General features: G+C 46.9%; 23 protein-coding genes. All 23 read left to right on the forward strand.

What is annotated here, in order from left to right:
* The first annotated feature begins 21 nt into the window (after positions 1-21).
* The 23 genes from dxr (at position 22) to dapA (ending at position 26,277) form a co-directional block, all read left to right on the forward strand.
* A complete protein-coding gene (gene dxr / locus NYE38_RS08515) occupies positions 22-1,173 on the forward strand; it encodes a 1-deoxy-D-xylulose-5-phosphate reductoisomerase (protein WP_003154208.1) in 1,152 nt (383 codons plus the stop codon).
* Between the two features lie 6 nt (positions 1,174-1,179).
* Complete coding sequence (rseP, locus tag NYE38_RS08520) at positions 1,180-2,448, forward strand: RIP metalloprotease RseP (protein WP_014721183.1); 1,269 nt, start codon at positions 1,180-1,182, stop codon at positions 2,446-2,448.
* A gap of 31 nt (positions 2,449-2,479) precedes the next feature.
* Positions 2,480-4,174 carry a proline--tRNA ligase gene (proS, locus tag NYE38_RS08525; protein WP_017417785.1) on the forward strand — a complete coding sequence of 565 codons (1,695 nt, stop codon included), beginning with the start codon at positions 2,480-2,482 and terminating at the stop codon, positions 4,172-4,174.
* 111 nt (positions 4,175-4,285) lie between these two features.
* Positions 4,286-8,599, forward strand: coding sequence for a PolC-type DNA polymerase III (locus tag NYE38_RS08530; protein ID WP_025649455.1), 4,314 nt, complete (start codon positions 4,286-4,288; stop codon positions 8,597-8,599).
* A gap of 239 nt (positions 8,600-8,838) precedes the next feature.
* A complete protein-coding gene (rimP, locus tag NYE38_RS08535) occupies positions 8,839-9,309 on the forward strand; it encodes a ribosome maturation factor RimP (RefSeq protein WP_014417787.1) in 471 nt (156 codons plus the stop codon).
* Between the two features lie 39 nt (positions 9,310-9,348).
* Positions 9,349-10,470, forward strand: a complete 1,122-nt coding sequence (gene nusA / locus NYE38_RS08540; RefSeq protein ID WP_003154195.1) for a transcription termination factor NusA — start codon at positions 9,349-9,351, stop codon at positions 10,468-10,470.
* Positions 10,471-10,483: 13 nt separating this feature from the next.
* Complete coding sequence (gene rulR / locus NYE38_RS08545) at positions 10,484-10,759, forward strand: glucose-induced regulator RulR (RefSeq protein ID WP_003154193.1); 276 nt, start codon at positions 10,484-10,486, stop codon at positions 10,757-10,759.
* Position 10,760: 1 nt separating this feature from the next.
* Entirely contained in the window at positions 10,761-11,063 is a 303-nt protein-coding gene (locus NYE38_RS08550; protein WP_003154192.1) for a YlxQ family RNA-binding protein, read from the forward strand.
* A 19-nt stretch (positions 11,064-11,082) separates the two neighbouring features.
* Positions 11,083-13,233 (forward strand): translation initiation factor IF-2, encoded by a 2,151-nt coding sequence (gene infB / locus NYE38_RS08555; protein WP_015417484.1) that lies wholly within the window; start codon positions 11,083-11,085, stop codon positions 13,231-13,233.
* The gene (locus NYE38_RS08560) at positions 13,230-13,508 is read left to right on the forward strand and encodes a DUF503 domain-containing protein (RefSeq protein ID WP_003154188.1); all 279 of its coding nucleotides are present in this window, start codon (positions 13,230-13,232) and stop codon (positions 13,506-13,508) included. The genes infB and NYE38_RS08560 overlap by 4 nt, the downstream gene beginning before the upstream one ends.
* 16 nt (positions 13,509-13,524) lie before the next feature.
* A complete protein-coding gene (rbfA, locus tag NYE38_RS08565; protein WP_017417787.1) occupies positions 13,525-13,878 on the forward strand; it encodes a 30S ribosome-binding factor RbfA in 354 nt (117 codons plus the stop codon).
* An 84-nt stretch (positions 13,879-13,962) separates the two neighbouring features.
* Complete coding sequence (truB, locus tag NYE38_RS08570) at positions 13,963-14,892, forward strand: tRNA pseudouridine(55) synthase TruB (protein WP_017417788.1); 930 nt, start codon at positions 13,963-13,965, stop codon at positions 14,890-14,892.
* 19 nt (positions 14,893-14,911) lie between these two features.
* A complete protein-coding gene (ribF, locus tag NYE38_RS08575) occupies positions 14,912-15,853 on the forward strand; it encodes a bifunctional riboflavin kinase/FAD synthetase (protein WP_017417789.1) in 942 nt (313 codons plus the stop codon).
* Between the two features lie 165 nt (positions 15,854-16,018).
* The gene (rpsO, locus tag NYE38_RS08580) at positions 16,019-16,288 is read left to right on the forward strand and encodes a 30S ribosomal protein S15 (protein WP_003154182.1); all 270 of its coding nucleotides are present in this window, start codon (positions 16,019-16,021) and stop codon (positions 16,286-16,288) included.
* 174 nt (positions 16,289-16,462) lie between these two features.
* Positions 16,463-18,586, forward strand: coding sequence for a polyribonucleotide nucleotidyltransferase (gene pnp / locus NYE38_RS08585; protein WP_007611468.1), 2,124 nt, complete (start codon positions 16,463-16,465; stop codon positions 18,584-18,586).
* A gap of 112 nt (positions 18,587-18,698) precedes the next feature.
* A complete protein-coding gene (locus NYE38_RS08590; RefSeq protein WP_015417486.1) occupies positions 18,699-19,658 on the forward strand; it encodes a polysaccharide deacetylase family protein in 960 nt (319 codons plus the stop codon).
* A gap of 39 nt (positions 19,659-19,697) precedes the next feature.
* Positions 19,698-20,933: a pitrilysin family protein gene (locus tag NYE38_RS08595; RefSeq protein ID WP_014417791.1), complete on the forward strand. Its 1,236-nt coding sequence runs from the start codon at positions 19,698-19,700 to the stop codon at positions 20,931-20,933.
* Positions 20,934-21,011: 78 nt separating this feature from the next.
* Positions 21,012-21,269, forward strand: a complete 258-nt coding sequence (locus tag NYE38_RS08600; protein WP_063636643.1) for a YlmC/YmxH family sporulation protein — start codon at positions 21,012-21,014, stop codon at positions 21,267-21,269.
* Between the two features lie 156 nt (positions 21,270-21,425).
* Entirely contained in the window at positions 21,426-22,316 is an 891-nt protein-coding gene (gene dpaA / locus NYE38_RS08605) for a dipicolinic acid synthetase subunit A (protein WP_015417487.1), read from the forward strand.
* Between the two features lie 2 nt (positions 22,317-22,318).
* Positions 22,319-22,909 (forward strand): dipicolinate synthase subunit B, encoded by a 591-nt coding sequence (gene dpaB / locus NYE38_RS08610; RefSeq protein ID WP_003154171.1) that lies wholly within the window; start codon positions 22,319-22,321, stop codon positions 22,907-22,909.
* Positions 22,910-23,033: 124 nt separating this feature from the next.
* Positions 23,034-24,074 carry an aspartate-semialdehyde dehydrogenase gene (gene asd / locus NYE38_RS08615; RefSeq protein WP_014417793.1) on the forward strand — a complete coding sequence of 347 codons (1,041 nt, stop codon included), beginning with the start codon at positions 23,034-23,036 and terminating at the stop codon, positions 24,072-24,074.
* A gap of 88 nt (positions 24,075-24,162) precedes the next feature.
* Positions 24,163-25,377, forward strand: a complete 1,215-nt coding sequence (gene dapG / locus NYE38_RS08620; protein WP_003154168.1) for an aspartate kinase — start codon at positions 24,163-24,165, stop codon at positions 25,375-25,377.
* 30 nt (positions 25,378-25,407) lie between these two features.
* Positions 25,408-26,277, forward strand: a complete 870-nt coding sequence (gene dapA / locus NYE38_RS08625) for a 4-hydroxy-tetrahydrodipicolinate synthase (RefSeq protein ID WP_017417791.1) — start codon at positions 25,408-25,410, stop codon at positions 26,275-26,277.
* Positions 26,278-26,356: the final 79 nt, after the last annotated feature.

Here is a 26,356-nt window from a genome sequence, read left to right on the forward strand (position 1 = left end):
GCATAGAATGGGAGTGGCATTTTGAAGAATATTTGTCTTTTAGGAGCAACGGGATCAATAGGGGAGCAGACATTGGATGTATTGCGCATGCATCAAGATCAGTTCCGTCTCGTCTCGATGACTTTCGGTAAAAACGCCGAGAAAGCGATCCCGTTGATCAGAACGTTTCAGCCGAAATATGTAGCAGTCGGCGACATGGATACATACCAAAAAGTGAAAGAAGCGTCTTTTTCTCATGAATGCCAAATCGGCATCGGAGAAGAAGGCCTGATTGAAGCGGCAGTCATGGACGAAGTGGATATCGTGGTCAATGCGCTGCTTGGAAGCGTCGGTTTAATCCCGACTTTGAAAGCGATTGAACAGAAAAAAACAATTGCGCTTGCAAATAAGGAAACTCTCGTCACTGCCGGGCATATAGTGAAAGGACACGCAAAACGATACGGTGTTCCTCTTCTTCCGGTCGACAGCGAACATTCCGCTATTTTTCAGGCGCTGCAAGGCGAACAGAGCAAAAATATCGAGCGCCTGATCATTACGGCATCCGGCGGCAGTTTCAGAGATAAAACGCGGCAGGAGCTTGAGTCTGTAACGATTGCCGACGCCCTTAACCACCCGAACTGGTCGATGGGCGCAAAAATCACGATTGACTCGGCTACAATGATGAATAAAGGACTTGAAGTTATTGAGGCGCATTGGCTGTTTGACATTCCGTATGAACAGATTGACGTTGTATTACATAAGGAGAGCATCATTCATTCGATGGTTGAATTTCACGACAGAAGCGTCATCGCCCAGCTCGGAAATCCGGACATGAGGGTGCCGATTCAATATGCGCTGACATATCCGGACCGGCTGCCTCTGCCTGAAACAAAAAGGCTTGAATTATGGGAGATCGGAAGCCTTCATTTTGCGAAAGCTGACTTTGAAAGGTTCCGCTGCTTACAATTTGCCTTTGAATCAGGTAAAATAGGGGGAACAATGCCGACGGTTTTAAATGCGGCCAACGAAGAAGCCGTTGCCGCTTTTCTTGCCGGACGGATTTCATTCTTATCGATTGAGGACCTGATTGAAAAAGCATTGGACCGCCACAGCGTAATTCAGGATCCGAGTCTTGCGGATATCCAAGAAGTGGACAAAGACACCCGGGGATACGTTAATTCAATACTCACATAAGGTGGTATGTTCGTGAATACAGTTATCGCGTTTATTATTATTTTCGGAACGCTCGTTTTTTTCCATGAGCTCGGGCATTTATTGCTCGCCCAAAGAGCGGGAATCCTTTGCCGTGAATTTGCGATCGGCTTCGGCCCTAAAATCTTTTCATTTAAAAAGAATGAAACCGTGTATACGATCAGACTCCTTCCGGTCGGCGGGTTCGTCCGTATGGCCGGTGAAGACCCGGAGATGATCGAAGTCAAACCCGGTTATACCGTCGGGCTTCTTTTTAATAAAGATGACGAAGTGGAAAAAGTCATCATTAATCAAAAGGAAAAATATCCTGACGCTTTAATTATCGAGGTGGAGACGGCTGATCTTGAGCACGAAATGAAGATTACCGGGTACGAGCAGGGGAAAGAAGATGAACTGGCGGGCTTTACTGTCAGTCAGACCTCTTTTTTTATCGTAGACGGAGAAGAAGTGCAGATTGCGCCTTACAATCGACAATTCGGGTCTAAACCCGTATGGAAGCGGATTAAGGCGATTGCTGCCGGTCCGATAATGAACTTCATCTTAGCGTATGTCATTCTCGTCATGCTTGGATTCATTCAAGGCGTGCCTTCGAATCAGCCTGAGCTCGGGAAGCTGACAGACAATGGACGCGCAGCGGCTGCCGGTTTAAAAGAAGGCGACTATATCCAGAGCATTAACGGTGAAAAAATGAGGTCATGGACCGACATCGTGACAGCGGTAAAAGAAAATCCCGGGAAAAAAATCGATGTCGCCGTCAAACGGGACGGCAAATCGTTTCATATCTCGGTTACACCTGAAGCTGTAAAAGATGAAAATAAAAAAACAATCGGCCGCTTCGGCTCTTATGCGCCGACTGAAAAAGGCGCGCTTGCAGCGATCGCCTACGGCGCGACATCTACCGTTGATGTCACAAAAGCGATTCTGACCAATCTGGGCAAAATTGTGACAGGCCAGTTTAAGCTTGATATGCTTTCGGGTCCTGTCGGCATTTATGATATGACGGATCAAGTTGCAAAAACCGGCATCATCAACTTATTGCGGTTTGCGGCGTTTTTAAGCATCAACCTGGGAATCGTCAACCTGCTGCCGATACCGGCGCTTGACGGCGGGCGGCTGCTGTTTTTATTCATTGAAGCAATCCGCGGCAAGCCGATAAACCGTGACAAGGAAGCATTTGTCGTATTTATCGGCGTAGCTTTCTTAATGCTTCTTATGCTGGTTGTCACATGGAACGATATCCAGCGTTTATTCTTATAATTGACTAGTAAAAAATCAGAGGTGCGAAGACATGAGACAAAGTTTGACGCTTATTCCGACCCTGAGAGAAGTGCCGGCTGATGCTGAAGCAAAAAGCCATAAGCTTCTGCTGAGAGCGGGATTTATCAGACAAAATACGAGCGGGGTTTACAGCTACATGCCCCTGGCTTACAGGGTCATTCAAAACATTCAGAAGATCGTGCGTGAAGAAATGGAAAAAATCAACGCGGTGGAAATGCTGATGCCGGCCCTTCAGCAGGCTGAAACATGGCAGGAATCAGGCAGATGGTATACGTACGGGCCTGAATTAATGCGTCTGAAAGACCGCCACGGCCGTGAATTTGCTTTAGGCGCGACACATGAAGAAGTCATTACTTCTCTCGTGCGCGATGAGGTGAAATCTTATAAGCGTCTGCCGCTCACTCTTTACCAGATCCAGTCTAAATTCAGAGATGAAAAACGCCCGCGTTTCGGGTTATTGCGCGGACGCGAATTCATCATGAAAGATGCGTATTCTTTCCATGCTTCTGAAGAAAGTCTGGAGGAAACGTACCAAAACATGTACGGCGCATACAGCAGCATTTTCGCACGCTGTGAATTAAACGTCCGTCCCGTTATTGCCGACTCAGGCGCGATGGGCGGAAAAGATACGCATGAATTTATGGCTCTTTCTGAAATAGGGGAAGATACCATCGCTTATTCCGATGGATCCTCTTACGCAGCCAATACAGAAATGGCGGAAGTTGTCATGAACAGCGAGCCGTCAGATGAAACACCCGAGGCATTGGAGAAAATTGATACGCCGAATGTCAAAAGCATTGAAGAGCTCGCTTCGTTCTTGCAGATCGAGCCGAGCGCCTGCATCAAATCAATGCTGTTTAAAGCTGATGACCGATTTGTTCTCGTGTTAGTGAGAGGCGATCATGAGGTCAATGACGTGAAAGTGAAAAACCTTCTGAACGCGGAAGTGGTTGAGCTTGCGTCTCATGAAGAAGTAGCGGAGAAACTTGGCACGGAGCCGGGATTTGCGGGGCCGATCGGCGCTGCCGGCGACATTGAGATTTATGCCGACCAAGCCGTGAAAGTAATGGTAAACGCTGTTAGCGGCGCGAATGAAAGAGACCGTCATTACCGAAACGTAAACATCGAACGTGATGCGTCTGTAAAAGCGTATGCCGATCTTCGAATCATTCAGGAAGGCGATCCGTCACCTGACGGAAAAGGCACGATCCGTTTCGCTGAAGGGATTGAGGTCGGACAAGTCTTTAAACTCGGCACGCGTTACTCTGAAGCGATGAATGCGACATACCTTGATGAAAACGGGCGTGCGCAGCCGATGCTGATGGGATGTTACGGAATCGGCGTGTCCAGAACGCTTTCAGCCATCGCTGAACAGCATCACGACGAAAAAGGCTTGATCTGGCCGAAAAGCGTTGCTCCGTATGATCTTCATATTTTGGCGCTGAATATGAAAAACGAAGCGCAAAAAGAGCTTGCTGAACAGCTTTACGGCAAATTCCAGGCGGAAGGTTATGAGGTATTATACGATGACCGCGCTGAACGCGCAGGCGTGAAGTTTGCTGATTCTGATCTGATCGGCCTTCCGATCCGCATCACTGTCGGAAAACGTGCCGACGAAGGCATCGTAGAAGTGAAAATCCGCAAAACCGGTGAATCTGCCGAAGTTTCAGTGGATGAGCTTTCTGAATTTATCAAGACGAAGTAATCACCATAACGAATCACACAAAATCATGTTAAAATAGAGAAAAAAGAAGGTACCTCATCACCTGCGGAGGTACCTTCACTTATGATGTTTTAAGGGAGGGATACTGTCTGAATGGAACAGTTATCAGTAAACAGAAGACAGTTTCAGATTCTTCTGCAGCAGCTTAATATGACAGATGATACCTTCATGACATACTTTGAAGACGGAGAGATTGATAAACTGACAATCCATAAAGCAGAAAAAGCCTGGCATTTCCAATTTCGCTTTAAGGCTCTTTTGCCGTATCAAATATATGACTCATTCATGATGAGGTTAACACAATCGTTTGCTCACATCGCCCGTGTCACATCGTCTGTTCAGGTCATTGACCCTACAGTGACAGAGGAGCTTGTACAGGATTATTGGACACGCTGTATTGAAGAGCTTGAAGGAACCTCGCCGCCGATGGTGGCTCTTTTGAATCAGCAGAAGCCGAAGCTCAAGGGAAACAAGCTGATCGTGAAAACAAAAACAGATACAGAAGCATCTGCGCTCAAAAATAAATACAGCGCACTGATTCAGCACAGCTATCGCCAATTCGGCTTTCCGGAACTGCAGCTGGATACCGAAATTTTCGTATCTGACCAAGAAGTCCAGAAATTCCGCGAGCAAAAGCTTGCTGAAGATCAGGAGCGGGCGATGCAGGCGCTTATCGAGATGGAGAAGAAGGAAAAAGAGGGCGATGAGGATCAGGCACCGTCCGGACCGCTTGTCATCGGCTATCAAATTAAAGAGAACGAAGAAATCCGGACGCTTGACAGCATCATGGATGAAGAAAGAAGAATTACGGTGCAGGGGTTTGTGTTTGATGCTGAAACACGCGAGCTGAAAAGCGGACGCACGCTCTGCATTTTCAAAATCACGGACTATACAAACAGCATTTTAGTAAAAATGTTCGCCAGAGAAAAAGAAGACGCCGCTTTGATGAAAACGCTGAAAAAAGGCATGTGGGTGAAGGCGCGGGGAAGCATTCAAAACGATACATTCGTCAGAGACCTCGTCATGATTGCAAATGACGTGAATGAAATAAAAGCCAAAACCCGTGAAGACACCGCTCCTGAAGGCGAAAAACGGGTTGAGCTTCATCTGCATTCTCCGATGAGCCAAATGGATGCTGTAACGGGCATCGGAAAGCTTGTCGAACAGGCGAAAAAATGGGGACATGAAGCGATTGCGTTAACTGATCATGCCGTTGTGCAGTCTTTCCCGGATGCCTATTCCGCCGCGAAAAAACACGGCATTAAAATGATTTACGGAATGGAAGCCAATATCGTAGATGATGGCGTTCCGATCGCATACAATCCAGCTCACCGTCTCCTGGAAGAAGACACATACGTCGTCTTTGACGTTGAAACGACAGGTCTGTCCGCAGTGTATGACACGATCATTGAGCTTGCCGCAGTCAAAATAAGAGGCGGAGAAATCATCGATAAATTCGAAGCGTTCGCCAATCCGCACCATCCGCTGTCAGCAACGACGATAGAGCTTACCGGGATTACGGACGACATGGTCCGCGACGCTCCCGATGTCGTTGACGTCGTCCGGGATTTTAAAGAATGGATCGGCGATGACGTGCTTGTGGCTCATAACGCCAGCTTTGATATGGGATTTTTAAATGTGGCGTACAAGCGTCTTTTGAAAACGGAAAAAGCGAAAAATCCGGTCATTGATACGCTGGAACTCGCGCGTTTCCTGTATCCTGAGTTTAAAAATCACCGCTTAAATACGTTATGTAAGAAGTTTGATATCGAATTAACCCAGCATCACCGAGCGGTCTTTGACGCTGAAGCAACGGGCTACCTGCTGTTGAAAATGCTCAAAGATGCCGCTGAAAAAGACATTTTTTATCATGATCAGCTGAATGAGAATATGGGACAATCCAATGCTTATCAAAGATCAAGACCTTATCACGCTACATTGCTTGCCGTAAATGAGACCGGCCTTAAAAATCTGTTTAAGCTCGTGTCCATTTCTCATATTCAATATTTCTACAGAGTGCCGCGCATTCCGAGGTCGCAGCTTAATAAATACAGAGAAGGTCTGTTAATCGGCTCTGCCTGTGACAGGGGAGAGGTCTTTGAAGGCATGATGCAAAAATCTCCTGAAGAGGTTGAAGATATCGCATCCTTCTATGACTATCTTGAAGTGCAGCCGCCGGAAGTATACAGACACCTTCTGCAGCTTGAGCTCGTCCGGGATGAAAAAGCGCTGAAAGAAATCATCGCCAACATTACGAAGCTCGGAGAAAAATTGAATAAGCCGGTCGTGGCTACGGGAAATGTCCACTATTTAAACGATGAGGATAAAATTTACCGGAAGATCTTAATATCTTCCCAAGGCGGCGCCAACCCGTTAAACAGACACGAACTGCCTAAAGTGCACTTCAGAACGACAGATGAAATGCTGGAGGCTTTCTCCTTCCTCGGTGCGGAAAAAGCGAAAGAAATCGTGGTTGACAATACGCAGAAAGTCGCTTCGATGATCGATGAGATCAAACCGATCAAAGACGATCTGTACACGCCGAAAATTGACGGGGCTGATGAAGAAATCCGTGAAATGAGCTATCAGCGCGCCAAAAGCATTTACGGTGAAGAGCTTCCTGAAATTGTGGAAGCGAGAATAGAAAAAGAATTAAAAAGCATCATCGGCCATGGATTCGCCGTTATTTATCTCATCTCTCATAAGCTTGTAAAACGGTCTTTGGATGACGGTTATCTCGTCGGCTCCCGGGGGTCCGTCGGTTCATCGCTTGTGGCGACCTTAACGGAAATCACTGAAGTGAACCCGCTCGCTCCGCACTATGTGTGCCCGAGCTGCCGATATTCCGAATTCTTTAATGACGGATCAGTCGGTTCTGGTTTTGACCTTCCGGATAAAACCTGCCCGTCTTGCGGCACGCCTTTGAAAAAGGACGGACATGATATCCCGTTTGAAACGTTCTTAGGCTTTAAAGGTGACAAAGTACCCGATATCGACTTGAACTTCTCAGGTGAGTATCAGCCGCATGCCCATAACTACACGAAAGTATTGTTCGGTGAAGATAACGTGTATCGCGCGGGAACGATCGGCACCGTCGCGGAAAAGACGGCTTACGGATATGTGAAAGGCTATGCGGGCGATCACAACCTACACATGCGCGGCGCGGAGATCGACCGTCTGGTGCAAGGCTGCACCGGCGTTAAGAGAACGACCGGCCAGCACCCGGGGGGGATTATCGTTGTCCCGGATTACATGGATATTTACGATTTTTCACCGATACAATTCCCGGCAGATGCGACGGGGTCTGAATGGAAAACGACTCATTTTGACTTCCACTCCATTCATGACAACCTGCTGAAGCTTGATATATTGGGGCACGATGATCCGACAGTCATCCGGATGCTTCAGGATTTAAGCGGAATTGATCCGAAGACGATTCCGACAGATGATCCGGAAGTTATGAAGATTTTCCAAGGCACAGAATCGCTCGGCGTTACTGAAGAGCAGATCGGCTGTAAAACGGGGACGCTCGGCATTCCTGAATTCGGGACGCGATTTGTGCGGCAGATGCTTGAGGATACGAAGCCGACGACGTTCTCCGAGCTTGTCCAGATTTCCGGGCTTTCCCACGGAACGGACGTATGGCTCGGCAATGCGCAGGAACTGATACACAACAATACGTGTGAACTGAGCGAAGTGATCGGCTGCCGTGATGACATTATGGTTTACTTGATCTATCAGGGCCTTGAGCCTTCACTGGCCTTTAAAATCATGGAATTCGTCCGTAAAGGCAAAGGCCTGACGCCGGAATGGGAAGAAGAAATGAAAAAGAACAATGTGCCGAACTGGTATATTGATTCATGCAAAAAAATCAAATACATGTTCCCGAAAGCCCACGCCGCCGCATACGTGCTGATGGCGGTGCGGATTGCATACTTTAAAGTGCATCACGCGCTTTTATATTATGCTGCGTATTTTACCGTCCGCGCAGATGACTTTGACATTGATACAATGATTAAAGGCTCGACCGCCATCAGAGCGGTGATGGATGATATCAGCTCTAAAGGGCTTGATGCTTCGCCGAAGGAGAAAAACCTCCTTACCGTATTAGAGCTTGCGCTTGAAATGTGTGAGCGCGGCTATTCCTTCCAGAAGGTCGATCTATACCGTTCGAGCGCTTCGGAATTTATCATTGACGGCGACAGTCTCATCCCGCCGTTCAACTCAATTCCGGGACTTGGAACCAACGCCGCTCTCAATATTGTGAAAGCGCGGGAAGAAGGGGAGTTCCTTTCAAAAGAAGATCTTCAAAAACGCGGAAAAGTGTCAAAAACCATTTTAGAGTATTTAGACCGTCACGGCTGTCTTGAGTCCCTTCCGGACCAAAATCAGCTGTCTCTGTTTTAAGCTTTGTGCACAGCCGCCGAGCGGAGTTTGATTTGCATTAAATATATGGTTATGGTATAGTTTTATTGGAAATGCTAACGATTACCGAGGCAAAGAGTGGGGAAACCCGCTCTTTTGTATTGAACAGGCAATTTTGCCTCGACATGTCCATCGTTTTCTCAATGCCCCTGCTCTTTTGAAGCAGGGTTTTTATGCAGAGGAACGGCTGATATGATATCGACAGCACAAGGAGGAAAAACATGAGCAAAAAAGTGACTGATACCGTTCAAGAAATGGCTCAGCCCATACTGGATGACCTTCACCTTGAACTCGTAGACATTGAATTTGTCAAAGAGGGTCAAAACTGGTTCCTTCGCGTGTTTATTGATTCCGAGAACGGTGTTGATATTGAGGAGTGCGCCAAAGTCAGCGAAGCGTTAAGCGAAAAGCTGGATGAGGCCGATCCGATCACCCAGAACTACTTTCTTGAAGTATCTTCTCCTGGAGCCGAGCGTCCATTAAAGAAAAAAGCCGACTTCGAAAAATCACTGGGCAAAAATGTGTACATGAAAACGTACGAACCGATTGACGGTTTAAAAGTGTTTGAAGGCAAATTGGCTGAATTTGATGGACAAACTGTTACAATAGAGATGACGGTCAAAACAAGAAAGAAACGGGTCAATATTCCGTATGAAAAAATAGCTAACGCGAGATTAGCTGTAACATTTTAATGAATGAAGTATTAGTGTTTAAGGGGGGAGACCGCTAACATGAGCAGTGAACTATTAGATGCTCTCACTATTCTTGAAAAAGAAAAAGGCATCAGTAAAGACATTATCATCGAAGCAATTGAAGCTGCCTTAATTTCCGCGTATAAGCGAAATTTTAACCAGGCGCAAAACGTACGGGTCGATCTGAACCGTGAGACGGGCACGATCCGCGTGTTCGCAAGAAAGGATGTCGTAGACGAGGTATACGATTCAAGACTTGAAATCTCGCTTGACGACGCCCAGCACATCCATCCGAACTACCTTGTCGGAGATGTCGTTGAAATAGAAGTAACGCCGAAAGACTTCGGCCGCATTGCTGCGCAGACGGCGAAACAAGTGGTGACGCAGCGTGTCCGTGAAGCTGAGCGCGGCGTGATTTACTCAGAATTTATCGATCGTGAAGAAGACATCATGACGGGAATTGTACAGCGCTTAGACAGCAAGTTTATTTACGTGTCTCTCGGCAAGATTGAAGCGCTGCTGCCCGTCAATGAACAAATGCCGAATGAGAGCTATAAACCGCACGATCGGATTAAAGTATTTATCACAAAAGTCGAAAAAACGACAAAAGGGCCGCAGATCTATGTATCAAGAACGCATCCTGGCCTGTTGAAGCGTCTTTTTGAAATCGAAGTGCCGGAAATTTATGACGGAACGGTCGAACTGAAATCCGTTGCCAGAGAAGCGGGCGACCGCTCTAAAATCTCCGTCCGCACTGATGACCCTGACGTTGATCCGGTCGGTTCATGCGTTGGTCCTAAAGGCCAGCGGGTGCAGGCGATCGTCAATGAACTGAAAGGCGAAAAAATTGATATCGTCAACTGGTCTGATGATCCGGTTGAATTTGTTGCCAATGCGCTCAGCCCGTCTAAAGTGCTGGATGTCATCGTCAGCGAAGAAGAAAAAGCCACGACTGTCATCGTTCCTGATTACCAGCTTTCTCTGGCAATCGGAAAAAGAGGGCAAAACGCCCGCTTAGCCGCGAAACTGACAGGCTGGAAAATCGATATCAAAAGTGAAACGGATGCAAGAGACCTTGGCATCTATCCGAGAGAGCATGAAGAAGATGACGATTTAGAGCCGCTCTTTATGGAGCCTGAAACAGCCGAATCGGATGAATAAGAGGTGACTTTAGGTGAATAAGCGAAAAAAAATTCCTCTGCGCAAATGCGTGGTAACGGGGGAAATGAAGCCTAAAAAGGAACTGATCCGAATTGTCCGTTCTAAAGAAGGAGAGATTTCAGTCGATCCGACCGGAAAGAAGAACGGGCGGGGTGCCTATATCACCCTTGAGAAAGAATGCATCTTAGCTGCAAAAAAGAAAAACACATTGCAAAATCAATTTCAATCACAAATCGATGACCAGATTTTCGAAGAATTGCTGGAACTGGCGGAAAAGGTGAAAAAATAACATGTCTGGAATGGAATGGTTTCCCTTGCTGGGTCTGGCCAATCGAGCTCGTAAGGTCGTGTCGGGCGAGGACTTGGTTATAAAAGAAATTAGAAATGCGCGTGCAAAACTTGTTCTGCTGACAGAAGATGCATCTGCGAATACTGCAAAAAAAGTATCCGATAAATGCAATTATTATAAAGTGCCTTATAAAAAAGTCGAAAGCCGCGCGGATCTCGGCCGCTCTATCGGCAAGGAATCACGTGTCGTTGTCGCCGTCACTGACCAAGGTTTTGCGAATAAGCTGATCAGCTTGCTCGATTAATATTTTTGGGGGTGAACGAATGGCTAAAATGAGAGTTTACGAATATGCAAAAGCCATCAATGTTTCAAGCAAGGAAATTTTGACTGCGCTGAAAAACATGGATATAGTAGTAAATAACCATATGGCAATGCTTGAAGAAAAGACCATTAAGCAGCTTGATGCGAAATTTAAAAAAGGCGGCGCCGGCGTTACATCTCAGAAGCCTGCGGAAACGAACAAAAACAAGCCGCAAGGGATTAATCAGCAGCCTGCTGGGAATCAACCAAACAAAATTCGAGACGGAAAGAAGAATGACGTGCAGAATAATCAATTTAACAAAAACAAGAAGAATAACAACAACAACAAAAACAAAAACAAACGCAATCATAACAACAAAAATCAGTATCAGCAAAAACCGCTGAAGCCGAAAAAAGAGCTTCCTGAGAAAATTACGTTTTCCGGCTCTTTAACAGTCGGAGCTTTAGCCGAGGAACTGGGCAAAGAGCCGTCTGAACTCATTAAAAAACTGATGCTTCTGGGCGTAATGGCTACCATTAACCAGGAGCTTGACAAAGACACAATCGAACTGATCGCATCTGAATACGGTGTAGAAACAGAAGAAGTGATTGTGCTTGAAGAAACTGAGCTTGAAAAATATGAAGAGGCTGACAAAGAAGAAGATCTTCAAATCCGTCCGCCTGTCGTGACGATCATGGGCCACGTTGACCACGGGAAAACGACCCTCCTTGACAGCATCAGAAAAACAAAAGTTGTTGAAGGAGAAGCCGGCGGAATCACCCAGCATATCGGGGCTTACCAGATCGAAGAAAACGGCAAAAAAATCACGTTCTTAGATACTCCGGGACACGCGGCGTTTACAACAATGCGGGCGCGCGGTGCGGAAGTAACTGATATTACCATTTTAGTCGTAGCGGCCGATGACGGCGTTATGCCGCAGACAGTCGAAGCCATCAACCATGCGAAAGCGGCTGAGGTTCCGATTATCGTTGCCGTGAATAAAGTGGATAAAGAAAGCGCGAACCCTGACCGTGTCATGCAGGAGCTGACTGAATACGGACTCGTTCCTGAAGCATGGGGAGGAGAAACGATTTTCGTTCCTCTGTCCGCTCTTACAGGCAAGGGAATTGACGAGCTTGTCGAAATGATTCTGCTTGTCAGTGAAGTGGAAGAGCTGAAAGCCAATCCGAACCGTCAGGCAAAAGGAACGGTTATTGAAGCTGAGCTCGATAAAGGAAGAGGATCTGTCGCGACACTTCTCGTTCAAACGGGAACATTGAATGTCGGAGATCCGATCGTTGTCGGAAATACATTCGGCCGCGTGCGGGCCATGGTTAATGATCTCGGCCGCCGCGTGAAAACAGCCGGACCGTCTACACCTGTAGAAATCACGGGCTTAAACGACGTACCGCAGGCTGGCGATCAATTCCTCGTCTTTAAAGACGAAAAAACAGCCCGTTCTGTCGGTGAAGCACGCGCTTCTAAGCAACTGGAAGAACAGCGCAGCGACAAAGCGAAGCTGAGCCTCGATGATCTGTTTGAACAAATTAAACAAGGCGATGTCAAAGACATCAATTTAATCGTAAAAGCTGACGTTCAAGGTTCAGCCGAAGCGTTAACAGCCGCTCTTCAAAAAATTGAAGTAGAAGGCGTAAAAGTGAAAATCATTCACACAGGCGTCGGTGCGATTACGGAATCAGACATCATTCTCGCATCTGCTTCAAATGCAATCGTTATCGGGTTTAATGTGCGCCCAGACGGAAATGCTAAGAGCACGGCTGAAGCTGAAAATGTAGATATCCGTCTTCACCGTATCATTTACAAAGTCATCGAAGAAATTGAAGCGGCGATGAAAGGAATGCTTGATCCTGAATACGAAGAAAAAGTCATCGGCCAGGTTGAAGTGCGCCAAACATTCAAAGTGTCGAAAATCGGCACGATTGCCGGCGGATATGTAACAGACGGCCACATTACACGTGACAGCGGACTCCGCCTGATCCGTGACGGCGTGGTCATCTTCGAAGGGGAAGTAGACGTTTTGAAACGCTTCAAAGATGATGTGAAAGAAGTTTCACAAGGATATGAATGTGGTATTACAATTAAGAAATACAATGACATTCGCGAAGGCGACATCCTTGAAGCGTATGTCATGCAGGAAATCGAAAGAAAGTGATCGGATTTGCGGAATGTGAATGCATCATTTATGATGCGGGATCATTAAAGGAGAAACGAGCCGTTCTGAAGCGGATTATAACGAGGGTTCAGAATAAGTTCAACGTGTCGGCCGCAGAAATCGGCTATCAGGACACTTGGCAGCGGACCAGCTTCGGAATCGCCGTCGTCTCCTCCTCTCACGTTCAGGCGGAAAAGGAGATCCAGCGCGTACTCGCGTTTATTGACTCCTTTCCCGAAATAGAACGGACGATCACTAGAACAGAGTGGTTTTAACTTAGAGGTGATTGAATTGAGTATGAGAGCAAACCGTGTCGGCGAGCAGATGAAAAAAGAGCTCGGGGATATTATCAGCCGAAAGCTGAAAGACCCGAGAATCGGATTTCTCACTGTAACAGACGTACGTGTTTCAGGTGATTTACAAATAGCGAAGGTGTATATCTCCGTTCTCGGCGGAGATAAAAAGAAAGAGGAGGCGCTGAAAGGGCTTGAGAAAGCGAAAGGATTTATCCGTTCCGAAATCGGCAGCCGAATCAGACTCCGCAAAACGCCTGAGCTTGAATTTGAATTTGATGAATCAATTGAGTACGGCAACCGTATTGAAACATTGATTCACGAACTGCATTCAGATAAACCGTCTGAATAACAAGGAAAGAGGATGGGCGAGTGTCGTCTGTCCTCTTTTCTGCGTTTTACGGGATACAATTGATAACAAAGGAGCGAAAGACATATGGTTAACGGAGTTCTCCTTTTACATAAACCGGTCGGCATGACTTCTCACGACTGTGTAATGAAAATAAGAAAACTGTTAAAAACAAAGAAAGTCGGGCATACGGGAACGCTTGATCCGGAAGTGTCAGGCGTACTGCCGATCTGTGTCGGACGGGCTACAAAGATCGTTGAGTACGTCACCGACAAGTCAAAAACGTACGATGCTGAGATCACTCTCGGCTTCTCCACATCGACCGAAGACCAGACTGGAGAAACGGTCAGCGTAAAACCTGTCAAGGAGCCGCTGAAAGAAGCGGATATCAAAGCCGTTTTAGACGAACTGAAGGGACCGCAGGAGCAAGTGCCGCCGATGTATTCCGCTGTAAAGGTCAACGGAAAAAAGCTCTATGAATACGCCAGAGCCGGTATTGAAGTGGAGCGGCCGAAGCGGAATATCACGATTGAAGATATCGCGCTCACTTCCCCTGTCACTTATAAAGAAGACACAGCATCATTCCGCTTTACAGTCACGTGCTCAAAGGGCACTTACGTGAGAACATTGGCGGTGACAATCGGTGAAAAACTCGGCTATCCCGCGCATATGTCGCATCTCATCCGCACCGCTTCCGGCGATTTCAGCCTTGATGAGTGTTTCACGTTTGAGGAACTTGAACAGCAGGTTTCAGACGGAACGGTTGCAGAGCATGCCGTGCCGATTGAAAGAGCGCTCAATCATTTGCCGAAATGGGTCATAAGTGATACATTAGCTAAGAAAGCTGAAAACGGGTCGGTGTTTGACATCCCGGCGGAATTTTCTGCAATGACAGCTGACGCCCGTATAGCGGTCTGTACTGAAGACGGAGAATGTGTGGCCATTTATATGCCGCATCCTTCAAAAAAAGGACTGCTGAAACCGGCTAAAGTGCTCATGCAAAAAAGCGAACAATAAGAAAAAAGGTGACCGTTCTGTGAAGACGATACATATTTCTCATCCGCATCATTTACAAAAAGAAGAGCAGCCGGCGTCTGTCATGGCGCTCGGCTACTTTGACGGCGTTCATTTGGGACACCGGAAAGTAATCGGAACAGCCAGACAAATTGCCGAAGAAAAAGGCCTGTCGCTGGCCGTTATGACGTTTCATCCCCACCCTTCCCATGTGTTGGGCAGGGACAAAGAGCCAAAGGATCTGATTACGCCGCTTGAAGATAAAATCAGCCAGATCGGGCGTTTAGGCGCTGATGTGCTGTATGTCGTAAAGTTTGATGAAGCGTTTGCGTCTCTGTCTCCAAAACAGTTTGCCGAGGAGTATATTTTAGGGTTAAACGCGCGGCACGCTGTGGGAGGCTTCGATTTCACGTACGGAAAATACGGAAAAGGCACGATGGAGACGCTGCCGGACGATTTAAACGGCAAGGCCGGATGCACGACTGTCGAGAAACTGACCGAGCAGGACAGAAAGATCAGCTCTACTTATATCCGGTCAGCGTTGCAGGATGGTGACGTTGAACTTGCGCACACTCTTCTCGGCCAGCCGTATTTTATCCGGGGCACTGTGATTCACGGAGACAAAAGAGGCCGCACCATCGGTTTTCCGACCGCGAATGTCGGCCTGCACAACAGCTATATCGTGCCGCCGACAGGCGTGTATGCAGTGAAAGCCGAAATAAAAGGCGAGGTGTATGAAGGCGTCTGCAACATCGGCTACAAACCGACCTTTTATGAAAAGCGTCCCGATCAGCCGTCAATTGAAGTGCATTTGTTTAATTTTCAGCAGGATGTATACGGAGAAGACGTTAAAATCGAGTGGTACAAACGAATTCGAAGCGAACGGAAGTTTAACGGCATCGATGAACTGACGGCTCAGATCGGGAAAGACAAACAAGAAGCGATCCGTTTTTTCAGCAAATAACGGAAAAAACATCAAAAGTACACAAATTTTCTTCTAAAAGATTTGCATATGGGCGCGATTTTTAGTATCATATGTTTCGTAGTCTTAAAACCATTGCTTGGCAATCCGAAGTCACCGACGGTTGCTAGGTAACTGGGGCTAATTATGATATGGAGGTGAAACAGGATGGCAATTACTCAAGAGCGTAAAAATCAACTCATCAGTGAGTTCAAAACACACGAATCTGATACTGGATCTCCAGAAGTTCAGATCGCTATCCTAACAGACTCAATTAACAACTTGAACGAGCATTTGCGTACTCACAAGAAAGATCACCACTCACGTCGCGGTCTTCTTAAAATGGTAGGTAAACGTCGTAATCTTCTTACGTATCTGCGTAATAAAGACGTAACTCGTTACCGTGAGTTAATTAACAAACTAGGCTTACGTCGATAATCGTAAAAAGCGGGAGGATTCCCGCTTTTTTATCGTATTAAAGCGAAAAAAATAATGATAAAAAAACAATGAAATCCTTTTACATACTACTTTGACATTGATATGTTCAATTCATTTCGTTCATAATAGGAGTAATTGATTATTTCACACATTAAGAGAGGAGCTCGTAATCGAATGGGACAAGAGAAACATGTCTTTACCATAGATTGGGCCGGCAGACAGCTTACAGTAGAAGCCGGCCAGCTTGCCAAACAGGCAAACGGCGCTGTCATGGTCCGCTACGGCGATACTGCAGTGCTCAGCACAGCAACCGCATCAAAAGAACCGAAACCGCTAGATTTTTTCCCGCTTACCGTTAACTATGAAGAAAGATTATACGCAGTAGGTAAAATTCCGGGCGGTTTTATTAAAAGAGAAGGCCGTCCAAGTGAAAAGGCCGTTTTAGCCAGCCGTCTGATCGACCGTCCGATCCGCCCGCTTTTCGCAGACGGATTCCGTAACGAAGTACAGGTCATCAGCATTGTCATGAGTGTTGATCAGGACTGCTCATCTGAAATGGCTGCAATGTTCGGTTCATCACTCGCTCTTTGCGTTTCCGATATCCCGTTTGAAGGCCCGATCGCGGGTGTGACGGTAGGCCGCATTGACGGGAAATTCGTTATCAATCCGACGGTTGACCAGCTTGAAAAAAGTGATATCAACCTCATCGTTGCAGGCACAAAAGACGCCATCAACATGGTGGAAGCCGGAGCAGATGAAGTTCCTGAAGAAATCATGCTTGAGGCGATTATGTTCGGTCACGAAGAAATTAAGCGCCTGATCGCATTCCAAGAAGAAATCGTCGCAGCAGTCGGCAAAGAAAAAACAGAAATCGAACTGTATGAAATTGACGAAGAGCTCAGCGAAAAAGTAAAAAGCCTTGCGGAGCCGGATCTTCTCAGCGCCATTCAGGTTCACGAAAAACATGCTCGCGAAGACGCGATCAATGAAGTGAAAAATGCAGTTGTCGCGAAATTCGAAGAAGAAGAGCATGATGAAGATACGATTAAAAAAGTGAAACAGACACTGTCTAAACTCGTGAAAAACGAAGTGCGCCGTTTGATCACAGAAGAAAAAGTCCGTCCGGACGGCCGCGGCGTTGATCAAATCCGCCCGCTTTCTTCAGAAGTCGGCCTTCTGCCGAGAACGCATGGCTCCGGGCTGTTTACGAGAGGACAGACGCAGGCGCTCAGCGTTTGTACATTAGGCGCCCTTGGGGACGTTCAGATTCTTGACGGTTTAGGCGTGGAAGAATCAAAACGTTTTATGCATCATTATAACTTCCCGCAGTTCAGCGTAGGGGAGACAGGCCCGATGCGCGGACCGGGACGCCGTGAGATCGGTCACGGCGCTCTTGGAGAGCGTGCGCTTGAGCCGGTCATTCCGAATGAAAAAGACTTCCCGTATACGGTCCGCCTCGTATCCGAAGTGCTTGAATCAAACGGTTCCACTTCACAGGCCAGCATTTGCGCGAGCACGCTTGCCATGATGGACGCAGGTGTTCCGATTAAAGCCCCTGTTGCAGGTATCGCGATGGGACTTGTGAAATCAGGCGAGTACTATACGGTATTAACGGATATTCAAGGGATGGAAGACGCCCTCGGTGACATGGACTTTAAAGTAGCCGGCACGGAAAAAGGCGTGACAGCGCTGCAAATGGACATTAAAATTGAAGGCCTTTCAAGAGAAATTCTTGAAGAAGCGCTTCAGCAGGCGAAAAAAGGAAGAATGGAAATCTTGAACAGCATGCTCAGCACGCTTGGTGAATCAAGAAAAGAACTTTCTCAATATGCGCCGAAAATTTTAACGATGAACATTAATCCGGATAAAATCCGTGACGTTATCGGACCGAGCGGTAAACAAATCAACAAAATCATTGAAGATACCGGTGTTAAAATTGACATTGAACAAGACGGCACCATCTTTATTTCTTCTACTGATGAAAGCAGCAACCAAAAAGCGAAAAAAATCATCGAAGATCTTGTCAGAGAAGTCGAAGTCGGCCAGCTTTACCTCGGTAAAGTCAAACGGATTGAGAAATTCGGCGCTTTCGTTGAAATCTTCAGCGGAAAAGACGGTCTCGTTCACATCTCTGAACTAGCGCTCGAACGGGTCGGCAAGGTTGAGGATGTTGTGAAAATCGGTGACGAAATCCTTGTGAAGGTAACCGAAATTGACAAACAGGGACGAGTGAATCTGTCGCGTAAAGCAGTGCTGCGCGAAGAGAAAGAAAAAGAACAGGAACAACAACAATCTTAAATGAAAACCTAACAAGGAGCCTGGGAGACCCGGCTTCTTTATTTTGAGAAAGACAACAGACGGGTTCTACCTTGTCCTCCTCATACATAATGTGTGATGAGGAGGGAAGGACATGTTGAAAAAATTCGTGCCGTTTGCCGTTTTTTTATTTCTTTTTTTTGTTTCGTTTGAAATGTTAAAAAATCCGTATACAGTTGATTACATAGACGCAATGAAAAAAGACGCTGTAACTGTGTCAGCATCAAAAGATCCGCTCTATGAAGAATTACTGCAAAAAGCGTCAGAGTATGAAGTGAAGCCGCAAGACGCGCGGATTGATAAAATATGGAAGAGTATACCGGGATATAACGGTTTAAAAGTCAATGTGGAAAAATCCTATAAGCAAATGAAAAAGGACGGAGAATTTCACGAAGACGGCCTTGTCTATGAGCAGGTGAAACCGAAAGTCCATCTTGATTCTCTCGCGCCCGAACCCATTTATAAAGGAAATCCCGACAAACCGATGGTCGCTTTCCTGATAAATGTCGCCTGGGGAAACGAATACGTGGAGCAAATGCTGCCTATTCTGAAGCAGCACCAGGTCAAAGCAACTTTCTTTCTTGAAGGGAAATGGCTGAAAAACAATCAGGAACTTGGGAAAAAAATAGCGGCAGACGGACATGAAATCGGAAATCATTCATACAATCACCCTGATATGAGCAAACTGACTTCAGGAAGCATTTCCGAACAGCTTGACAAAACCAATGCACAAATCAGCGAGACGCTCGGCATGAAGCCGAAATGGTTTGCGCCGCCAAGCGGCAGCTTCAGAAAAGCCGTGGTCGACCTTGCGGCGGAAAAAGGAATGGGCACCATCATGTGGACCGTTGACACCATTGACTGGCAAAAACCGTCTCCCGCTGTTTTACAAACAAGGGTGTTGAGCAAAATACATAACGGAGCCATGATTTTAATGCATCCGACTGATCCGACTGCGAAAAGCCTGGATACACTGATTGCAAAAATCAAAGAAAAAGGCTACGCGCTCGGCTCAGTGTCTGACTTAATGGATGAAAACAGGCTGATGAAGTAGCAGGCGGCAGTTGCCTGTCTTTGAATAGGAGGAACAGACTTGATAAAACGCTATACATGCCAAAACGGTGTAAGAGTTGTGCTTGAAAATAATCCAACGGTGCGGTCTGTGGCAATCGGCGTCTGGATCGGGACGGGGTCACGTCATGAAACGCCGGAGACAAACGGTATTTCGCACTTTCTTGAGCATATGTTTTTTAAAGGAACAAATACCAGGTCCGCACGGGAAATCGCAGAATCCTTCGATCGGATAGGCGGCCAAGTGAATGCCTTCACTTCAAAAGAATATACGTGCTATTACGCCAAAGTTCTGGATGAGCATGCAAACTACGCACTTGATGTGCTGGCTGATATGTTCTTTCATTCTGCTTTTGACGAAGATGAGCTCAAAAAAGAAAAGAACGTCGTATATGAAGAAATCAAAATGTATGAAGACGCGCCGGATGACATTGTCCACGATCTGCTGAGCAAAGCGACATACGGCAATCATTCGCTCGGCTACCCGATTCTCGGGACGGAGGAAACGCTTTCGTCATTTAACGGCGATTCTCTCAGACAGCATATGGATGACTTTTACACGCCGGACCGCGTCGTCATTTCTGTCGCCGGAAATGTAACAGAACAATTCATTAAAGACGTGGAGAAATGGTTCGGTACATACGAAGCGAAGGGCAAAGCAAGCGGCATCAGCGAGCCTGAGTTTCATTATGAAAAGCTGACCAGAAAAAAAGACACCGAACAGGCGCATCTCTGTCTCGGTTTCAAAGGCCTGAAAGTCGGAGATGCGGACATTTACGATTTGATCGTCTTAAACAACGTGCTGGGCGGAAGCATGAGCAGCCGTCTTTTCCAGGATGTGCGCGAAGATAAAGGACTGGCCTATTCTGTATACAGCTATCACAGTTCCTATGAAGACAGCGGTATGCTGACGATTTACGGAGGCACCGGCGCGAATCAGCTCGGACTTCTGTCTGAAACCATTCAGGAAACGTTATCGGTTCTAAAACGTGACGGTATCACCCCGAAAGAGCTGGAAAACAGCAAAGAGCAAATGAAGGGGAGCTTAATGCTCAGCTTAGAGAGCACAAACAGCAAAATGAGCCGGAACGGGAAAAACGAACTCCTGCTCGGAAAGCATAAGACCATGGATGAAATTATCACTGAATTAAATGCGGTCAGCCTGGAAAGCGTCAACGGCCTCAGCCGCCGCTTATTTACGGATGATTACGCACTATCGCTCATCAGCCCGACCGGCAATATGCCGGCTTCATCTTAAGCGGAAAAGCAGTCTGCCTCTATACGGGGCAGGCATTTTTTTTTGCTCCGGGTCATATAGTACAAGGGGGTGGCTATCATGAGGCTCAGTGAACTGTCAGGTAAAGAAATTGTGGACATTAAACGGGCAGAGCGGCTCGGCGTGCTCGGCCAGACCGATTTGGAAATTAATGAACAGGACGGACAAATTACCGCGCTGTTGATACCGACGGTAAAATGGTTCGGATTGCGAAAACAAGGCCACGACATCCGCGTCCCCTGGAACCATATCCAAAAAATCGGGCCAGACATGATCATTTTAGACGTTCCGGGGGAGATCACGCCTCCCGAAGAGTAGATCTTATTCAATTGTTGCAAGCACCGGCTCATACAGCCGGTGCTTTTTTTATGAAAAAGACGCTGTACATTCACCGCCCTTTCTCTTCGCACATACGATGAAGAGGAGGATGACACTTAAAAGATCCAGTAACTGTAAAGAAGGTGAACGTTTCAGATGTTAACCGGATTGACAATTGCGATCATTGGCGGTGACGCAAGACAGCTTGAGATTATAAGAAAGCTGACAGAACAGCATGCCGATATTTATCTTGCAGGGTTTGACCAATTGGATGACGGTTTTACAGGAACCGTCAAATGCAAAATCGATGAGATTCCCTTTCAAAAAATAGACAGTATCATCCTGCCCGTATCGGCAACGACCGGAGAAGGCGTTGTTTCCACGGTTTTTTCAAATGAAGAAGTGGTATTAAAGCAGAGCTATCTTGAGCGGACACCGGAGCATTGCGTCATTTATTCAGGCATCTCCAACGCGTATCTTGAGGGGATCGCCAGCGAAGCGGGCCGCAAACTTGTGAAATTATTTGAACGGGACGACATCGCGATATTCAACTCGATTCCCACTGTTGAAGGAACAATCATGATGGCGATTCAGCATACGGATTATACCATTCACGGATCAAATGTCGCCGTTCTCGGCATGGGGCGCACCGGTATGACGATCGCCCGGACGTTTGCGGCGTTAGGGGCGAAGGTAAAAGTGGGCGCGCGGAGTTCGGCTCATTTGGCCCGTATAACGGAAATGGGGCTTTCTCCTTTTCAACTTGAAGAGCTTACTGAACATGTAAATGATATTGATATCTGCATTAACACCGTACCGAGCTTGATTCTGAATCAAAGCGTTTTATCGCGCATGACGCCGAAGACCTTGATTTTGGATTTAGCATCCCGCCCGGGCGGAACGGATTTCAAATATGCTGAAAAACAAGGCATTAAAGCGCTGCTTGCCCCGGGTCTTCCGGGAATTGTGGCCCCGAAAACAGCCGGACAGATTATTGCGAACGTATTGAGCAAGCTTTTGGCAGACTTAAAGAAAGAGGGGGAATAACCATGTCTCTGAAAGGGAAAAGAATCGGATTCGGATTAACCGGCTCGCACTGCACATATGAGGAAGTTTTTCCGCAAATAGAGGCGCTTATCAGTCAAGGAGCTGAAGTCCGGCCGGTCGTGACGTCAACCGTTCAATCGACCGATACCCGCTTTGGGGAGGGGGGAGATTGGGTCAGAAAAATTGAAGAAACAACAGGCTTTGAGGCGATTGATTCCATCGTAAAAGCGGAGCCTCTCGGGCCGAAACTTCCGCTCGACTGCATGGTCATCGCCCCTTTAACCGGAAATTCAATGAGCAAACTCGCAAATGCGATGACTGACAGCCCCGTCCTTATGGCTGCGAAAGCCACGATCCGCAACGGCCGCCCGGTCGTGCTCGGAATTTCGACAAACGACGGACTCGGTTTAAACGGAACGAATTTAATGAGGCTGATGTCCGCAAAAAACATATATTTCATCCCGTTCGGCCAGGATGACCACGTGAAAAAACCGACATCGCTCGTCGCAAGAATGGATCTTCTTCCGATTACGGTAGAAAAAGCTCTTTTGCACCAGCAGGTTCAGCCGGTGCTCGTACACCATCATGAATGATGACAGAAAATCATTCCGGAATAAAAAAATTCGGTCAATCCGTGACTATTCTATGGTAAAATAAAACGTAAAATGCAAAGTCAATTCAATAAATGATGCTTAATTGGCGGAAGGAGTTTTACAGATGGGAAGAGGATTACACGTAGCAGTTGTCGGAGCGACGGGAGCCGTAGGACAGCAAATGCTGAAAACACTGGAAGACAGAAACTTTGAAATCGAAACACTCACACTACTATCCTCAAAGCGTTCTGCTGGTACGAAAGTAATGTTTAAAGGCGAAGAATATACAGTGCAGGAAGCTGTTCCTGAAAGCTTCGAAGGCGTTCATATCGCGTTATTCAGCGCCGGCGGAAGCGTATCACAAAGCTTGGCGCCTGAGGCTGTAAAACGGGGAGCCATCGTGATTGACAATACGAGCGCATTCCGGATGGACGAAAATACACCGCTCGTGGTGCCTGAGGTGAACGAAGGTGATCTGCACAAACATAACGGCATTATCGCCAACCCTAACTGTTCAACGATTCAGATGGTGGCTGCGCTTGAACCGATCCGCAAAGCGTACGGTTTGAAAAAAGTCATTGTATCTACTTACCAAGCTGTGTCCGGGGCCGGCAATGAAGCGGCGAAAGAATTGTACAGCCAGACAAAGGCGATTTTAAACAATGAACCCGCAGAACCGTCTATTATGCCGGTTAAAGGTGACAAAAAGCATTATCAAATCGCATTTAACGCCATTCCGCAAATTGATAAATTCCAAGACAACGGCTATACGTTTGAGGAAATGAAAATGATTAATGAAACGAAAAAAATCATGCATATGCCGAAGCTGGAAGTGGCTGCGACATGTGTCAGACTGCCGATTGAAACAGGGCACTCAGAATCTGTTTACATTGAGCTTGACCGTGATGACGCAACCGTTGAAGATATTAAACAGCTTTTGAAAGAAGCTCCGGGTGTTACGCTTCAGGATGATCCGGCGGAGCAGCTTTACCCGATGCCTGCTGATTGCGTCGGCAAACGCGATGTATTTGTAGGAAGAATCCGGAAAGATTTGGACAGAGCAAACGGTTTTCATTTGTGGGTTGTTTCTGATAACCTGTTAAAAGGCGCCGCTTGGAACTCAGTCCAAATCGCGGAAAGCCTGCAAAAACTGAACCTCGTATAAAACAAACGTATTTTCTATAGGCGAATAGAAGAGAGTAAGGCTCTGCCTGCTCTCTTCTGTTACGTCAGACTAATTTGGAGTGAAAATAGTGAAGATCATTGTTCAAAAATTCGGCGGAACATCCGTAAAAGATGACAAAGGCCGCAAGCTTGCGCTAGCACACATTAAAGATGCCATCAGTGAAGGTTATAAAGTTGTCGTTGTCGTATCAGCGATGGGAAGAAAAGGAGACCCGTACGCGACAGATTCTTTAATCGGGCTCCTTTACGGCAGCCAGTCCGACATTTCTCCGAGAGAGCAGGATATGCTTCTGTCTTGCGGAGAAACGATTTCGTCCGTTGTTTTTTCCAGCATGCTGAAGGAAAACGGCATAAAAGCCGCAGCTTTAACAGGAGCCCAAGCCGGCTTTTTAACCAATGCCCAGCATACTGACGCCAAAATTATAGAAATGAAAACAGAGCGGCTTTTCGCTGCACTCGCCAGCCATGACGCTGTCGTTGTCGCAGGATTTCAGGGAGCGACTGAAAAAGGCGACACGACGACGATCGGCAGAGGAGGAAGCGATACTTCAGCAGCGGCGCTCGGCGCGGCGGTAGATGCTGAGTTTATCGACATTTTTACGGACGTGGAAGGCGTTATGACAGCCGATCCGAGAATCGTGGAAAATGCTAAGCCGCTTCCGAACGTCACATATACGGAAATCTGCAACCTTGCCTATCAAGGCGCGAAAGTCATTCATCCGCGCGCGGTGGAAATCGCCATGCAGGCAAAGGTGCCGATCCGCGTGCGCTCCACTTATTCAAAAGACAAAGGGACTTTGGTGACGTCCCATCATTCGTCTAACATCGGCAGCGATGTATTCGAACGGCTGATTACGGGGATCGCCCATGTGAAAGATGTGACGCAATTTAAGGTTCCCGCCAAAATGGGGCAATACAACGTTCAGACTGAAGTCTTTAAAGCAATGGCAAATGCCGGAATCAGCGTAGATTTCTTTAACATTACGCCGAGTGAAATCGTATATACCGTAGCCGGCAGTAAAACGGAAGCCGCGCGCAGCATCTTGGCTGAATTAGGGTATGAGCCGACAGTGACGGAGAGCTGTGCGAAAGTGTCAGCGGTCGGCGCCGGGATAATGGGTGTTCCGGGTGTCACGTCAAAAATCGTCTCCGCACTTTCTGATAAAGGCATTCCGATTCTGCAATCTGCCGACAGCCATACGACGATCTGGGTGCTCGTTCATGAAAAAGATATGGTAACGGCCGTAAATGCGCTGCATGAAGTGTTTGAACTTTCAAAGTAAATGTGATTGAATCATGATGAGGTGAAAAAAATGAATGTCGGAAATATATCTACAGCGATGATTACCCCCTTTGACAGTAAAGGGAATGTAGACTTTCAAAAACTGTCTACATTAATCGACTATTTGTTGAAAAACGGCACGGATTCTTTAGTCGTCGCAGGCACGACCGGCGAATCTCCGACACTTTCAACGGAAGAAAAAATTGCACTCTTTGAATTTACAGTCAAAGAAGTGAACGGACGCGTGCCTGTCATTGCGGGTACGGGAAGCAACAATACAAAAGACTCCATTAAACTGACAAAAAAAGCTGAAGAAGCCGGCGTCGATTGCGTTATGCTTGTCACGCCGTATTATAATAAGCCTTCCCAAGAGGGTATGTACCGTCATTTTAAAGCCATTGCGGAAGAAACGTCTCTTCCTGTGATGCTTTACAACGTGCCGGGCAGAACGGTCGCTTCGCTTGCGCCGGAAACGGCCATCAGACTTGCGGAGATTCCGAATATCTCTGCGATTAAAGAAGCGAGCGGCGATCTTGATGCCATTACGAAAATCATTGCCGAAACACCGGAAGATTTTTACGTCTATTCAGGTGATGACGGGTTAACGCTTCCTATTCTCGCAGTCGGCGGAAGAGGAGTCGTGTCAGTGGCCAGCCATATCGTAGGTTCTGACATGCAGCAGATGATTAAAAACTATACGAACGGGCAGACGGCAACCGCGGCACTGATTCATCAGAAGCTTCAGCCGATCATGAAGGAGCTCTTTAAAGCGCCTAATCCGGCTCCGGTCAAAACGGCGCTACAGCTGAAAGGCCTTGATGTCGGATCTGTGCGTCTTCCTCTTATCCCGCTGAATGAAGATGAACGTCTGAGCCTGAGCAGCGTCATCAGCGAACTGTAAGAAAAAATTTATACAGTTAAAATACGCGGTCATTCTCATTTTTATCGTGAGTTTGACCGTTTTGTATACATATTGGTTT

This window comes from Bacillus sp. EU63 (assembly GCF_038592915.1).
Lineage (GTDB): Bacteria > Bacillota > Bacilli > Bacillales > Bacillaceae > Bacillus > Bacillus velezensis.